Raw genomic sequence first — 14,332 nt, 5'->3', positions numbered from 1 at the left:
AGTTGATCATTTTAACTGGTTCGTATTATACATTATGTAAATATCCCTTTTTTGAGCATGTCCACATAAAAATAAGTAAAAGCACTCATTTGAGAGTGTTTTAAAATGGATACCAAAAGTTTTGAAATACATGTAACTTTAAATACACTGCAACAATTAAAATAAAAATACCTACAAATAAAGCAATGAAATCCCCGCTTTTCGCTTTATTTGTATAAAACCAAGTTCGTGTATTCTTCTTTCCAAATCCTCTTAAATCCATTGCATTTGAAACTGTATCGATTCTATCTAGTGAATGAATAATTAAAGGCCAAAAAATTAAGACACGGTTTTTCATACGAATCCATAAACTTGCTTCTCCTTTTTCAAAAGCTACTCCTCTCGCCTCTTGTGCATGTTTAATAACTTTATATTCGGACTGAATATCAGGTATATAACGTAATGCAATATTTATTGCATATGTAATCTTATAATGAATTCGAAATTTACTTAAGCTACTCACAAATTTGCTTGGATCAGTCGTGTATATATAAATAAGTGTAAATGGTAATAACGTAAAATATTTTAATGAAAGTGTAGCTGCATAAAATAATGTTTCATATGTAATTGTTGCATATCTGATATGTAAAAACGAAGTATATGATTCGGTTAATTCAGATCCATGAGTTGGTGTAATAAATAAAATCATGACAGAATTTAATAAACTAAATGTAAATATAACAGTAAAAACAATAAAAATTTTACGAAATGGAATTTTAGCAACTAGAAGTCCGATACATCCAATCATAAATACAAATAGCAATACGCGAAAATCAAAAAATAAAAAAGTAAGCGTCATGCAAAAAATAAATAACAACAATTTCACTGCTCCATCCATACGATGAAAATATGTATTATACACCTTCCTCCCTCCTCATAACATCAAAATAAAGTTCTATAAATCTTTCAGGTTTTGCAATACCACTTAATTTAACGAGTTTGAATAAAGAACTCTCCCCTAAGTGCGCTCTATGTAAAGTTTCTGAATTCCCTAATACAGTAGATGCAGTATTATTCGCAATAATTTCTCCTTCATGTAGAACTATCGCTCTGTCTGCATATTCTAATGTGAGATTCATATCGTGTGTAATAAAAATAAAAGATATTCCCTTTGCAGCTAGTTTTCTTATAAACGTCATAAACTGTTTATAATGATAATGATCTTGTCCCGCTGTCGGTTCATCTAAAATAATAAGTTTCGGATTGGTTGTTAGTACAGATGCAATCGTTACTCTCTTTTTTTGTCCGTAACTTAATGCCTGGATTGGCCAATTTCGAAATGGATACAAGCCACAAATTTTTAACGTTTCCTCCGCTCTATGCTTAATTTCTTCCTTTGAAACCTTTTTTAATTTTAATGAAAATGAAACTTCTTCTATAACAGTAGGTTGTGTAATCATATGATTTGGATTTTGCATTACATAAGATATGACTTCACCACGTTTACGAATAGACCAAGAATTGATATTTACTTCATCAAATACAATCCTATCATTTTTTGTTTTGTTTATGCCTATAAGACTATGAGCTAATGTAGATTTTCCAGCACCATTATGACCCAAAAGTGCAACAATTTCCCCTTCTTTAATGGAGAAATTTACATTGTCTAATACTTTTTGTTTATTAGAATAGGAGAACGACAAATTTTCTACTTTCAATATTTCTTTGTTTTTAGGAGTATTTTTACAAAAAACTTGCTTCTCCATCCACTCATTTATTGCGCTACGAACACTTTCTCTTTGAAGATTTTCAAGTGGGTATATTACCTCATTATTACTATCAAACTGTAATCTCTTTAATCCTTCAATGTACATAGGTTCCCTTAAGCCAATAGATGGTAATATATTTGAGGCCAAAATCTCTTCTGGTGTTCCTATCTCAACGATTTCCCCTTCATCCATTAAAATAATTTTATCTAAATCCAGATTGAACATTTCTTCTATTCGATGTTCAATAAGTACAATTGTTTTATTATATTGTTTATGTATATCTTTAATAAGTTCTATCGTATGTAAGCTACTTACTGGATCTAAATTCGCTAACGGTTCATCAAACAATAAAATATTAGCATTTGTCGTTAACAGACCGGCTAAAGAAACAGTTTGTTTTTGCCCTCCTGATAATTCATGCGGACTTTGTTTATGAAAAGTATGCATCTTTACCTTTTTTAATGATTCTGAAACAATCTTTTTCATATCATCTTGATTTACACATTCATTTTCTAAATAAAAAGCTACATCTTCTTCTACTGTAAGACAAATAAATTGTGCATCTTGATCTTGCAAAATTGTTCCTACCTGTTTACTCTGTTCAAAAATACTCCCTTTCCTCGGATCTTTTCCCGCAATAGAAATAGTTCCAGTACTACTCCCTTCATAAGAAAATGGGATTAGCCCATTAATACAATGAGCTAATGTTGATTTTCCTGAACCACTACGTCCAGCAATTAGTACTTTTTCTCCAGGGTATATATGAAATGTAATGTCTTTTACAGTAGGTTGCGCAGCATGTTCATATTGAAAGCTGAATTGTTCAAAAGAAATGATTGGTTGCATGTTAACATCCCTACTTTTCAATTTTTAAATGTGTATGTTTCTTATTAGATTTAGCTAAACCTATTGTAATTGGCAATCCAAGAACTAAAAATACAATAACATCAGCAATTGTTGCTCCTAATACTTGTATAACAATTTTGTCAAATGGTTCTCCCATCACAATAACATCGAATGCCCCAGCAAATATAATAGCAATGACAATACCAATTAACCCAGTAATGGCTAAATAAGAAATATCCCGCTTATTATACGTCCCGTTTTTCACACTAAAGCTAACTCTTTTTTGAATGAGTCCCATTGCAAAGCCGATAATGCCTGAACTAATAACCCACCCCCACCAAATACCCCATCCAGCGATTGTATCTGTTACGGTATGACCGATAAGTCCTATTAAAAGTCCTGCCACTGGACCAAATAACGCTCCAAAAACGGTTAAAATAGCTAATGCAGGTTTAATAAATGTATTGGGTGCAATAGAAAATCCCCAAAGTCCTAATATCCCGTATAATGCTGCTCCAATTCCGATTGCTACTACTAACTTTGTTGATAATTTGTTCATTACAATTCCCCTCCCGTATTAGTCAACTTTTATTACTCTATATTTATTTTGAAAATGAATTATGCATCGACACTCCCTTTCTATACAACAAAAAATGACCCCTTACATAAGAGGTCATTTTCTTCACGTTCAAGAATCCTCTTATCTTCCAAAAAACACATCGTGTCCTCTGCGGAATTAGCACCTTCCTATAAATTTATATAGGGGTTGCTGAGGTTTCATAGGGCCGTTCCCTCCACCTCTCTGGATAAGTATTAATTTGTAATTCGTATTATGGCACTAATAAGCATAAATTTCAACACTTTTCTAATTATTTTTATTTTTCGTTTAACAGCACATTTAAATCATTGTATTCTTATCGGAATTATGAAATAATGAATTCAAAATAGTTACGGGAGGAATGTACGATGAAAGTAATCGGTTTAATTGGTGGACTAAGTTGGGAATCTACATCGTTATACTATAAACATATTAATAAACTTACACTCTCTCAATACGATCAAAATGCGAAGCTTGTTTTATATAGCATGGACTTTGGTGAAGTAACTACTTTATTACAAAATCATCAATACGAAGAAGTGAAAAACGAATTAGTCACAGTTGCAAAAAAGGTTGAAAAGTCCGGGGCTGAATGTTTATTAATGTGTTCCAATACGGTCCATTTATTTGCTGAAGAAGTAGAACAGGCAATATCTATTCCACTTCTTCACATTGGTGATGTAAGTGCTAAAAAAATGGTAGAGCAGAATATAAAACGGATCGGACTATTAGGTACGAAACAAACGATGGAACAAGACTTCTATAAATCACGTCTAGCGAACTATAACATTGAGACAATTATTCCAAATAAAGAGGAAAGAAATTTTATTCATCATGTTATTTTAAATGAATTAAGTAAAGGAATTATTTCAGAAACATCAAAAGAAAAGCTATTACAAATTACAAACTCATTAATTCAAAATGGCGCAGAAGGTATATTGCTAGGCTGCACTGAAATACCATTGCTCATTTCCCAAAACGACCTTACTGTACCTGTTTTTGATACCGCTTTTTTACATGCAAATACTGCTGTGCAGTTTGCAGTATAATAATATAAAAGCATAAAGGTAGTGCCTCTATGCTTTTATCTTGTCTAAACTATTTATTTAAAAGAGATGTAATCACTGCAATTGCTTCTTTAGTACCACCACATTCTAAAAAACTATCATTCAGTTTTCGTATACCATGTTTATACTTTTCATTTGAAAGAACGTCTGTTACCGCTTCATTTAAAGTTTGCACATTAACATTCTCTTTCAATAACCGATGTGCTGCTTCAAGTTCAGTTAATCTTTGCGCTATCATTGGCTGGTCTTTATCGTGTGGAATTATAACAAATGGGACATTAAAATAAATGGCATCGTGTACGCTATTCATACCACCATGTGTAATGAAAACATCTGCTTCACTTAATATTTCTGATTGGGGTACGTATGAAGCAATTATAAAATTGTCTGGCGCTTTCTTAATTTTCGAACAATCATTTCTATCACCAATTGCCATTACAACTATTCCATCAAAATCCGAGAAAGTATCAATGCAAGTATTAAAGAATGGTTCGAGTCCTTCAAGCAGTGTCCCCATTGAAATATAAATAACTTTCTTATCTTTAAGTAATTCAAATGGAAACTGTACATTTGTTTTACGCTTTGAAATACTCGGTCCAATAAAAATGTTATTTCTTCCAAATAAATCGCTATTAGGTTGAAAATAGCGACTTGTGTACACAAGAGTAATATCTCCCTTGTTATGCATAAATTGAAGATTATTTTTAGGTGTTACTCCAAATTCATGTTCCATTTGATATAGTAACTGTTCAGAAATTTTATCAGGTTGGAATGGTATTTCTGCATTTGGATGAAAAGGTAATGTTTCCAAAAAATTTGGAGGAATTAAAAATATAGGAGAAGAAACTATGCCTGGAATTTGTAAATACTCCTTTACTAACTCTCCAGCGCCAAATATATCATAAATTACGAAATCAAAATGTATGTTTTCACATAATTGTTTCGTAATTTCTAATATATATAAAGAAGTTTGAACATGTACACGAAAGAAAGAATTCAGCCCATCTGGAGTTTCAGAATCAATAGAAATCTCCTTTAATAAATCTGGATGTGTATATACAGTAGCTCCCAAATCTTCAATTCTGCCTTTAAATTGTTCTGTCGTAATATAATGTACGTGATCACCTCATTCAGTATAGGCTTTGACTAAACTTAATGTAGGATTTACATGTCCCTCTGCTGGAAAATTAACCACTAAAATATTTAGCACTTATTTCTCACTCCTTACATTTCAATTCGCTTATTAAGCATACTGTAATTATTACCGTCAATCTTCACCTAATAGTCCTAATATGCTTGCTACTTTAGGTTGATAAATAATTGTTAGTGATTAAATTAAAAAAGGCATCTACATAAGTAGATGCCAAACCGTGATAAGGAGTGTTCTGTGAGGTTAGAATAAGCTTTTCAGCTTGTCCTATGCTATCAATATATGATTTATTTTATAAAATGTGAATAATTGATAGAATGATTTTACCTCCCTATCACCCATTTTGAACCTATTTCTAAATAAGTCGACTCTAGTTTCTGTACTATTTCATATGTTTTAACCTTCTTGAGAGCTATCTATTTTTATAGTTTCTCCAGTCAATCTCTTATTTTTCAGTTCAAAATAAGCATCTAAAACTTCTTTTCCAATATCAGAGTTAATACCAGATTTATCATTAATAACCCACGGCACAACTACAGAGAATGCTACTTCAGGATTATCATACGGCGCATATCCTGCTAACGTTAAATTATAACATTCTCTTCGCTCACCTTTTTCATTTCTTCCAATATCACGTTCTCCACCGTATACTGTCTGTGCTGTCCCTGTTTTACCTGCTGGCTTATAAGATGCTTTTTGGAACGCCCTTACTCCTGTTCCATCACCTTCTTGGAATACCTTTCTAAATCCTTCTTTTACTTGATTTATATATTCCTCTTTCATATCTATCTTATTTAAAACGATTGGTTCTACTGCATGTACCACTTTACCAATTTCATCTTTTTGCGACGTTTGCTCTCTTACCTCTTGAACAATTTGTGGCTTCATTCGATATCCACCGTTTGCGATTGTTGAAATATACTGTACAAGTTGAAGTGGCGTATAGGTGTCATACTGGCCAATTGAGTAGTCTAGTAAGAAACCAGGTTGATTATCTTTTTTACCAATTTGTCCAGCTGTTTCATTTGGTAAATCAATACCCGTTGGAACACCTAATCCAAATTGCCTGAAATAATACCTCATTTTATCAAAGTACTCCTGTTTAATATTTAATGAACTATTTTTCACATAATCTACACCTGCAATTTTTAATGCTGTATGAAACATATAAACGTTTGAAGAGACTTGTAACGCTCTTAAATCATCAATATTTCCAAACTCTTTCCAAGACTTTTTTTCCTTTGTTCCTTTAAACTTCATAGGTGCATCATAAAAATAAGTACCTGGTGTTATAGCTTTCGTTTCAAATCCAGTTAAAACTGTCGCACCTTTCACTGTTGATCCAAGCTCATAAGAACTAGTCATTGTGCCTAATGCATAGTCTTCAACTTCTGTTTTTCCGTCTTTTTCTACAAGTCTTTTCCCGGCCATGGATAATACTTGTCCGTTTTTCGGATTCATCATCACAACGAAAGCACGGTCCAACATGGATTCTGACCCTTTATATGTCTTTAATATTTTTTCAATACTTTCTTCTACTTTCTTCTGTAATTCCATATCTATTGTTAAAGTTAAATTCTTACCGCTCTTTCCCTCAGAAACGATTTCCGTTCTAATTGTATTACCTTGTTTATCTGCAACGCTTCTTACTTCTTTTTTTGTACCATGAAGTACATCTTCGTATTGCTGCTCAATATAACTTTTTCCAACCCTATCATTTCGGCTATAATCACGTACCAAGTAGTAATCTAATCGTTCACTTGGTAATCCTTCATCGGAATTAGAAACATTTCCAAGAACAGATCGGAATAATCCATCATTTACATACACTCTCTCCCAATCAACCGATACGTCTACACCTGGGAGATTCGCTAAACCTTCACTAATTATAGTAAATTCCTTTTCACTAACATCTTTTTTAATAATTTGAGGAGCCATTTGATAACCAGAAGTCATCTTACTTTTAATAGCTAACACTTTTATATCTTTCTCTGTTAATTCCTGAAGATTTTTATCTGTAACCCGTTTTCTTTTTAACTCTTCTATTTTTTTATCTAGCTTCTTGCCGCTAATATCCTTTTCTCTAAATGTATCTATTTCTTTTTTCGATACTAGATTTTCAGCCAGTTTCGGATTTAATTGCATCCAAAAATCTTTCTTATCTGTCTCAGTTAACTTAGCTATATCTTCTTGCGGCATTTCAATTATGTCTGCAAGTTGTCTTGCAGTTTTTAATATATCTTCTGATTTTACACCTTTCATCTTTGTATATGTAATTGTACGTAAAGATTTATTATCAACTACTGGATTGCCTTCTCTATCAAATATTTTTCCGCGTGGGACAGATAGGCTCACAGTTGCATTTTCTCTCTTTTCTACTTCATTTTTATAAGTCTCTCCATCGAAAATTTGCACTTTACCTAACTGTATAATCATTGCAGAAAATAATAAAAATACACAAAGAAATAAAATATTTAACCGCGTCGGTATTGCTCTACCACTTTTTTTCTCATGCTTTTTCACCTTGTCATAATCTCCTCCTTACCGAATTCCTGCTAATAATTGAATCTATATATTAAAAGTAATGCACATTTTCTATACAGTACTTTGCACAAATATTAATATACTGATAAAAACTTAATAGAAATTAAAACAAAGGTTAAGAAAAGGTAAAGTTTACTAAATTAAATATAAAAATCCCCAATAACCAAAAGTTAAGCTTTTGGTTATTGGGGATTTAGTAATTTAAGAGTTAATAATTGGACGTATTGATTCGAATCTATCATCATAATTTGATAGAGATTTTTCGCTCTGAGCTTTCGGCAAGTAAATCGTTACTGTTGTCCCGACTCCAACTTCACTCATAATACTTATATTTCCTTGATGACTTTCAATGATTTTATAACTTAACATTAATCCGATACCGGTACCTTTTTCTTTCGTACTATAAAAAGGCTCACCTAATCTCTTAATTCTATCTTCAGGTATCCCTATTCCTTCATCAATTACATGAATAATGACACCTTCATCGTTTATCTCTTTAATATGAATTGTAATTTTCCCGCCATCTGGCATAGCTTCGATTGAATTTTGCAAAATATTAATAAACACTTGTTTCAATTGATTTTCTGAGCATTCAATGCTTATGTCTTTGTTGTCTGCATATAGTTCCACTTGAATATTCGTCATAATTGCTTTTGTATTCATTAACGATACGACATTATTATAAATTTGATAAATATTTCTTTGTTCTGTATTTATCTCATCTGTTTTAGCAATTGATAAAAACTCTTGAAGAATCGCTTCTATTCTTTCAATTTCAGAAAGCATTAAATCAAAATATTTTTCTTGATCTTCTTTATTAATTTGAAATAACTGTATAAACCCTTTAATGACAGTTAATGGGTTCCTCACTTCATGAGCCACACCAGCTGCTAATTGACCAATTGCTGCAAGTGTATCTGATTTATTTAGCAATTCTTCTGTCTTTTTCCGTTCTGTAATATCGCGTACAATGATCATAATTTTATCATGTAATAATGGTAAGCATCTAGCTTCAAAGAAATCGACACTCCCATTAATTGTAAGTGGATATTCAACAATTACATTCGTCCCTTTTTCCTTCACTTGATGAATTGCTTCCTGAAACTGCTGTGCTACTGGAGATGGTAATACTTCGAAAAACTTTTTTCCCATAAAAGCTTGTGCCGGTACGTAAAATTTCGAAGGGGATCCTGCTTTATAATCTATAATTGTGCCATCATCTTCTGTTAAGAAACATAAATCTGGTAAAGCCTTAAAAATTAATTCCAATTCAGACGTTTGTTGTTTTAACTGGTCTTCTATCGCTTTTAAATGTGTAATATCTACTCCGACAGCCCAGTAGCTATATCCTGTTACAGGAAACTGTTCTGATATATTGGACCACATGATTGTTTTGATTTCACCATTTTTACATGTTAAGTGCATTTCCCAATCCCTGAAATTTTTTCCACAAGTTAAAAATTTCGTTTGTATTTGGTGACGATAATTATGATCTGGGTACAATAATTGTAGGGCATTTGGATTTCCTATTATTTCTTCAGCTGTATAACCTGTTACAATTTCACACTCCCGATTCCACAAAACAAAATCTCCATTATAATCAAGCGCATCAACCATAACAGGCATGTTTTGTAAAATCGTATGCAGTTCCTCCTCTTTTCGAGAAAGCAACGTTGTATTTTTACTTTGAAATACCTTTGTTGCTCCATCTATAATTAGATTTGAAAGCATTTCAAAGTATTTTTGACAATTGAAAATGTCACTTTTGTTTGACCATACTACAAAAGATCCTAAATGTTGATTGTATAAAAAAATGGGGATTTCAATTTTGGGAAGTTTACATATTTTCATCTCATTTATTCCAAAAGAAAATATACATTCTTTTTCAGCATCAAGAAGTTGATGTGATATGTTGGTTAATTTATAAAACTGTTCTGCCATGGTTTCTATTGTACTCACATCAATAAGTTCCATTAGCCGCGCATTCATTCCTTTTTCACCTCAATATGTAAAATTAATACAAATTCAAAATTTATACTTCTCCATTATACGTAGAATGTGCCTTTAGGTATATAGCTGCAGAATAATTATTCGAATAAATTTTATTTTTCAATTAAAATAGAGAAGAATTTGCGTATAAAATGAATCCTTAATCAGTACGTATTTTGTTCATCACATATTAATTCTGAATGTACGACCAACCTAAAACGGGTACTCATGCAGAAACCGGATTTTAATATCAGAGTCATACACATCGATTTTAGTAGTATAAAAACACAAAAAATATAAAGTTCATAAAATTTTCACAATTAATATGAAAAATATAAACATTTATTCCAATATATTCTATATAATAAAAAGTAATAAGGCTTCTATGAATATCATAGAATACCTTACCCCTAATAAAAAGAAAAAAAGAATCCATTTGGATTCTTTTTTTCTTTTTATATTACATTACATATTTATATAAAGCATGTGCAACACCGTGTTCTTCATTTGATAAAGTTTCGTATTTACACATTGCTTTTATTTCTTCGACTCCGTTCCCCATTGCAATTGATATGTTTGCTTTTTCCATCATGGATACATCGTTTAGCCCATCACCTATCGCTACAGTATTTTCAACTGGAATATTTAGATGTTCTGCTAAAGTATATAATCCATTTCCTTTTTGAGCATCTCGATGATTAATTTCTAAATTATGCCAATATGAAGATGTAATTGCTAAATCAGTATTATGCAGAAACGCTGCTTTTAACTTTTTTAATTTTTCTATGTCATAAGAAAATGGTAAAAGCTTATGCACATGTATATCAGTTTCTACAATCGGTTTACAACTTTCTGCACTATGAAACGCTGTATGCTCAAGGTATAAAGCTGCGATCGTTTCTAATTCTTTCAAGTCGAAATTTTCTTTTGAATTCTTCACATACTCAATTTCATTACGTACACTCTCTACTCCATAATCCGGTACATACACACCTTTATTAGTATAAAGCTGATAATATAAGCCATTCTCTTCAAGATATTCTACAATCTCAAGTGCTTGCATATTTTGAATTGGATATCTCTTCATCATTTTTTTATCTTTATATATAAGCGCACCATTTTCCGCAATAATTGGACACTCTAAATTAACTTCTAACAACAATCTTTCAATGTCGACGATAGAACGTCCTGTACAAATTGCTACAACATGACCCGCTTCCTGACATTTTTGAATTGCTTCTGCATTCTCTTTACTAATCATTTTATTCCCTGAAAGAAGAGTTCCATCTAAATCAATTGCGATTAATTTCATTATTTCTTCACCACTTTCTATAAATACACGAGTTCATTATAAACAAAAGGTATCGTTTTCATACTGATCTCGTGAAGTACTCCTTATTTATAATTTATGAAAAGCGTTTCAGGTCAAGAAATAATTAATAATAAAATCAAAAACTTTTCTTTTTAAAGAAAAGTTTTTGATTTTATACTATGAACTATAACTAATATATTTCGTCTCACACATGTACACATTCTTTTCTTCAGTTGGGACATATACTTTAAACTTTTCTAAACGTTTTCCGTAAATATGAATAGTGACAACGCTTTCATATTTAGCTATTTCAAGAATATGACAATCAGCTGGTGGAATGACTTTATCTGTTTCTCCTTCTCCCAAATAAAGATTTCCTGTATGTGTTAAATAAACAAGTGAATTTTCAAACTGCTTCGTTTGTATAAAGTTTTGCACCATTATCCTCCCTGTAAAAACGCCTTCTACTCCCCATGTACCATCATGATCATGTAAAGGTGTAGATTGTCCATCTTTCCATACAAGAGCTAATACTTCAAAACGATTAAAAGGATCTTCATATAACAAATGTCGTGCGTATTGAGCCGAATTCGCCTTCTGTTTTTCTAACGGAAGCCATGTTTTCTTTTCTAAAAGTTCTTCTAGTAATTTTTCAATCGCACAAACAATTTGATCTTCTAATAAATTACTATCCATTAAATCCGTTACAGCTTTAATAAATGTTTGAAACGTTTTACTTCCATTACACGTTAACATAAGCGTCCTCCTCCATTCTTTTTCACACACCTCCATACTAAATAACTAACTAAAATTTTACAATTGAGAAATAAAGTGAAACTTTAATCAGTGGGGGTTTTGTTCATCTCCCACTGATTATTAGTTGAAACAATCGGACGTTTACTGTCCGTTAACGCGGGATAAAAAAACAAGGTACAGTAAATTTGTACCTTGCTGATCGATTTACCTATTATTCAAAAGAATAGGTAAGTAATTTAACGTTTGTTCATTTTCCAATAGACATTTTTCTAAATTGAACAATGGAGATAACTCTATTTTTTCAAAAGCATTTATGAAAGTTCTTAATGCAATCTCAGCTTCTAAACGTGCAAGTGGTGCTCCTAAGCAAAAGTGTGCACCTTTACCAAATGTTAAATGCTTTTCATTTCCTATTCGGTGTATATTAAATTTAGAGGCTTGCGAAAACTTTTTCTCATCTAAATTTGCTGCACTTACCCACGCAACAATCATTTGATCCTTTTTCATAAAAGGCCCAAATATATTTGTATCCTCTGTAATCCTCCTAGCTAATGTAACGGGAAAGCGATAGCGCAATACTTCCTCAATTGCCTTTGAAATTAATTTAGGTTCTTCTCTTAATTCTTTATATGTTCCAGGTGAATCCACTAAAAAGCAATAAAAGCTATTAATAATTAAATTAGTAGTTGTTTCATTGCCTGCCGCTAATAAACCTAAAGAAAAAGTAACAATTTCTTCATCTGTTAATCTTTCGCCTTCATATTCAGCTCGTATTAAATCCGAAATAATATCATCGGTTAAATGGTACCTCTTTCCCTGAACAATCGGTAGAAGATATGCTTTAAATTCATTTAGTGCTATACCCTTTTCCGCATCCAGATCACTAAACTTTTCTTTACTATACGGCATAAATAAAATATCAGACCATGCTTTAATTTTTTTACGGTCCGTTGTTGGCACTCCTAATAAATCGGATATGACGGTAACAGGTAAAGGTGCAGCAAACTCTTCAACAATATTAACCTCACTATATTTTTCGATATGTTCTATAAGTTCATTTGCGATTGCCTGTATTCGGGGTTTCCATTGTTCTAAACTTCTTGGAGTAAATGCTTTAGAAACGATAGAACGTACATTGCGATGTTCTGGTGGATCCGTAGAGTTTATATTTATCCTAGTTTCTAAAGGAGGGATTGCGAATTGTCTTCGCTCCCTTCTACTTGAAAATAAGCGATAATCCGATAAAACTCGATTTACATCATCGTATAAAAAAACATTCCATACATCTTGCTCTTCATCGTAATGTACAGGGTGATTATCCCTCATAAATTGATACCACTCATACGGATTCCACAATTCTTCTTTTGTTTTCAGCTTTGAAATTTCATGAACTAAAATCACATTTTCCGGCGAAGCCATAGTTCTTTCCTCCCTTTTCTTTTACAATAAAAGTGATAGGTCGGTAGTTCAAAGTTGTATAATCTAACATATGTTATTTTAACATATACTAAAGGAGATTTTTTATTGGAGAACTTGAGAAATATATAAGGGGGATTTTTATGTACGTTGACATTTTACTATTAGCAGAATTAACAACTGGACCAAAACATGGATATGAAATAAAGAAAAATGTTCAAAACCGGTTAGGTGAGAATTTCGAATTAAATCATAACACACTTTATCCCGCTCTTCGGCGCTTCGAAAATATGGGTGCTATAACGAAAAAAATACATAAACAAGTCGGAAAGCCAAACCGAAATATGTACGATATAACTGAAACAGGTGAAGAAATTTTTTCAGAGATGTTAAGAGAGTTTCCTGAAAAAATTGCGACAAATAACGCTGAGTTCCTTGTACGTATCGCTCTATTTGAAAAACTTGATTACGAAGGTAGAAAAGAAATTTTAACAATACGCCAAGACGTACTACATAAACAGCTTACTGCTATTCAATCTTTAGATGTTAGCTCATCTTTTATTACAGAAGTTATTGAATTTAGTAAATCACGTATAGAACACGAATTACTCTGGATTACATCACTTATGAAGAAAATATAAAAATTAACAAGAAAAGTTAAAAATAATGAATGAAAATGAGATTTATTATCAATACTATAATTAATAAAAGGGCAACCACGATTTGGCTACCCTTCAAAAAATTTATACTTCTGGATCGAAAGTTTTGCAATCTGTTTCTTCCGTAGTTGATGCATGTTTCCCTTTATGACTTACTACATAAATTGCATCTGCACTACATTTATTGCCGTTAGCCCAAAATTTACAGTTGTTTACTTCACATAAAACGTCTTGTGCCATAGTATCA

General features: G+C 31.9%; 11 protein-coding genes, 1 pseudogene and 1 riboswitch. Of the genes and pseudogenes, 2 read left to right on the top strand and 10 right to left on the bottom strand.

Annotation, left to right across the window (positions count from 1 at the left end; translation table 11 throughout):
- Positions 1–100: 100 nt before the first annotated feature.
- Genes ACU8YW_RS13085 through ACU8YW_RS13075 form a run of 3 tightly spaced genes read right to left on the bottom strand, consistent with a single transcriptional unit; the run spans position 101 to position 3,153 of the window.
- Positions 101–901 (bottom strand): energy-coupling factor transporter transmembrane component T family protein, encoded by an 801-nt coding sequence (locus ACU8YW_RS13085; RefSeq protein ID WP_426934302.1) that lies wholly within the window; start codon positions 899–901, stop codon positions 101–103.
- Positions 894–2,594 (bottom strand): ABC transporter ATP-binding protein, encoded by a 1,701-nt coding sequence (locus ACU8YW_RS13080; RefSeq protein WP_426934303.1) that lies wholly within the window; start codon positions 2,592–2,594, stop codon positions 894–896. Before ACU8YW_RS13080 ends, ACU8YW_RS13085 begins: the two co-directional genes overlap by 8 nt.
- A 10-nt stretch (positions 2,595–2,604) precedes the next feature.
- Positions 2,605–3,153, bottom strand: a complete 549-nt coding sequence (locus tag ACU8YW_RS13075; RefSeq protein WP_001038206.1) for an ECF-type riboflavin transporter substrate-binding protein — start codon at positions 3,151–3,153, stop codon at positions 2,605–2,607.
- Positions 3,154–3,291: 138 nt separating this feature from the next.
- Positions 3,292–3,407, bottom strand: a riboswitch (SAM riboswitch).
- 153 nt (positions 3,408–3,560) lie between these two features.
- Between ACU8YW_RS13075 and ACU8YW_RS13070 the strand changes: the two genes are divergently transcribed.
- A complete protein-coding gene (locus ACU8YW_RS13070) occupies positions 3,561–4,241 on the top strand; it encodes an aspartate/glutamate racemase family protein (protein ID WP_426934304.1) in 681 nt (226 codons plus the stop codon).
- A 49-nt stretch (positions 4,242–4,290) separates the two neighbouring features.
- On the opposite strand, the pseudogene ACU8YW_RS13065 reads toward ACU8YW_RS13070, so the two are convergent.
- The 6 genes and pseudogenes from ACU8YW_RS13065 to ACU8YW_RS13040 form a co-directional block, all read right to left on the bottom strand.
- Positions 4,291–5,469, bottom strand: a pseudogene (locus ACU8YW_RS13065) (macrolide family glycosyltransferase).
- A gap of 336 nt (positions 5,470–5,805) precedes the next feature.
- Positions 5,806–7,932, bottom strand: a complete 2,127-nt coding sequence (locus ACU8YW_RS13060; RefSeq protein WP_088063594.1) for a peptidoglycan D,D-transpeptidase FtsI family protein — start codon at positions 7,930–7,932, stop codon at positions 5,806–5,808.
- 222 nt (positions 7,933–8,154) lie between these two features.
- Positions 8,155–9,942 (bottom strand): PAS domain-containing sensor histidine kinase, encoded by a 1,788-nt coding sequence (locus ACU8YW_RS13055; RefSeq protein ID WP_098133340.1) that lies wholly within the window; start codon positions 9,940–9,942, stop codon positions 8,155–8,157.
- A 460-nt stretch (positions 9,943–10,402) separates the two neighbouring features.
- On the bottom strand, positions 10,403–11,254 hold the full coding sequence (locus ACU8YW_RS13050) for a Cof-type HAD-IIB family hydrolase (protein ID WP_098856997.1): 852 nt from the start codon (positions 11,252–11,254) through the stop codon (positions 10,403–10,405).
- Between the two features lie 177 nt (positions 11,255–11,431).
- Complete coding sequence (locus tag ACU8YW_RS13045) at positions 11,432–12,010, bottom strand: cysteine dioxygenase family protein (RefSeq protein ID WP_426934305.1); 579 nt, start codon at positions 12,008–12,010, stop codon at positions 11,432–11,434.
- A gap of 204 nt (positions 12,011–12,214) precedes the next feature.
- Positions 12,215–13,429, bottom strand: coding sequence for a cytochrome P450 (locus tag ACU8YW_RS13040; RefSeq protein ID WP_088063591.1), 1,215 nt, complete (start codon positions 13,427–13,429; stop codon positions 12,215–12,217).
- Positions 13,430–13,569: 140 nt separating this feature from the next.
- Here ACU8YW_RS13040 and ACU8YW_RS13035 point away from each other — a divergent pair, with 140 nt between their 5' ends.
- Complete coding sequence (locus ACU8YW_RS13035) at positions 13,570–14,067, top strand: PadR family transcriptional regulator (protein WP_088063590.1); 498 nt, start codon at positions 13,570–13,572, stop codon at positions 14,065–14,067.
- 102 nt (positions 14,068–14,169) lie between these two features.
- On the opposite strand, the gene ACU8YW_RS13030 is transcribed toward ACU8YW_RS13035, so the two are convergent.
- The gene (locus ACU8YW_RS13030; protein ID WP_000046089.1) at positions 14,170–14,325 is read right to left on the bottom strand and encodes a DUF1540 domain-containing protein; all 156 of its coding nucleotides are present in this window, start codon (positions 14,323–14,325) and stop codon (positions 14,170–14,172) included.
- Between the last annotated feature and the right edge of the window lie 7 nt (positions 14,326–14,332).

The sequence above is a fragment of the Bacillus pretiosus genome, assembly GCF_052947655.1.
The sequence above is the reverse complement of the archived record's forward strand: the minus strand, read 5'-3'. Positions and strand labels throughout refer to the sequence as shown.

What these genes read in the sequence shown, in the direction of transcription:
- ACU8YW_RS13080 (WP_426934303.1), bottom strand. Translation starts at nt 2,594, where the DNA reads ATGCAACCAATCATTTCTTTTGAACAATTCAGCTTTCAATATGAACAT.
- ACU8YW_RS13075 (WP_001038206.1), bottom strand. Translation starts at nt 3,153, where the DNA reads ATGAACAAATTATCAACAAAGTTAGTAGTAGCAATCGGAATTGGAGCA.
- ACU8YW_RS13070 (WP_426934304.1), top strand. Translation starts at nt 3,561, where the DNA reads ATGAAAGTAATCGGTTTAATTGGTGGACTAAGTTGGGAATCTACATCG.
- ACU8YW_RS13055 (WP_098133340.1), bottom strand. Translation starts at nt 9,942, where the DNA reads ATGAATGCGCGGCTAATGGAACTTATTGATGTGAGTACAATAGAAACC.
- ACU8YW_RS13050 (WP_098856997.1), bottom strand. Translation starts at nt 11,254, where the DNA reads ATGAAATTAATCGCAATTGATTTAGATGGAACTCTTCTTTCAGGGAAT.
- ACU8YW_RS13045 (WP_426934305.1), bottom strand. Translation starts at nt 12,010, where the DNA reads ATGTTAACGTGTAATGGAAGTAAAACGTTTCAAACATTTATTAAAGCT.
- ACU8YW_RS13040 (WP_088063591.1), bottom strand. Translation starts at nt 13,429, where the DNA reads ATGGCTTCGCCGGAAAATGTGATTTTAGTTCATGAAATTTCAAAGCTG.
- ACU8YW_RS13035 (WP_088063590.1), top strand. Translation starts at nt 13,570, where the DNA reads ATGTACGTTGACATTTTACTATTAGCAGAATTAACAACTGGACCAAAA.
- ACU8YW_RS13030 (WP_000046089.1), bottom strand. Translation starts at nt 14,325, where the DNA reads ATGGCACAAGACGTTTTATGTGAAGTAAACAACTGTAAATTTTGGGCT.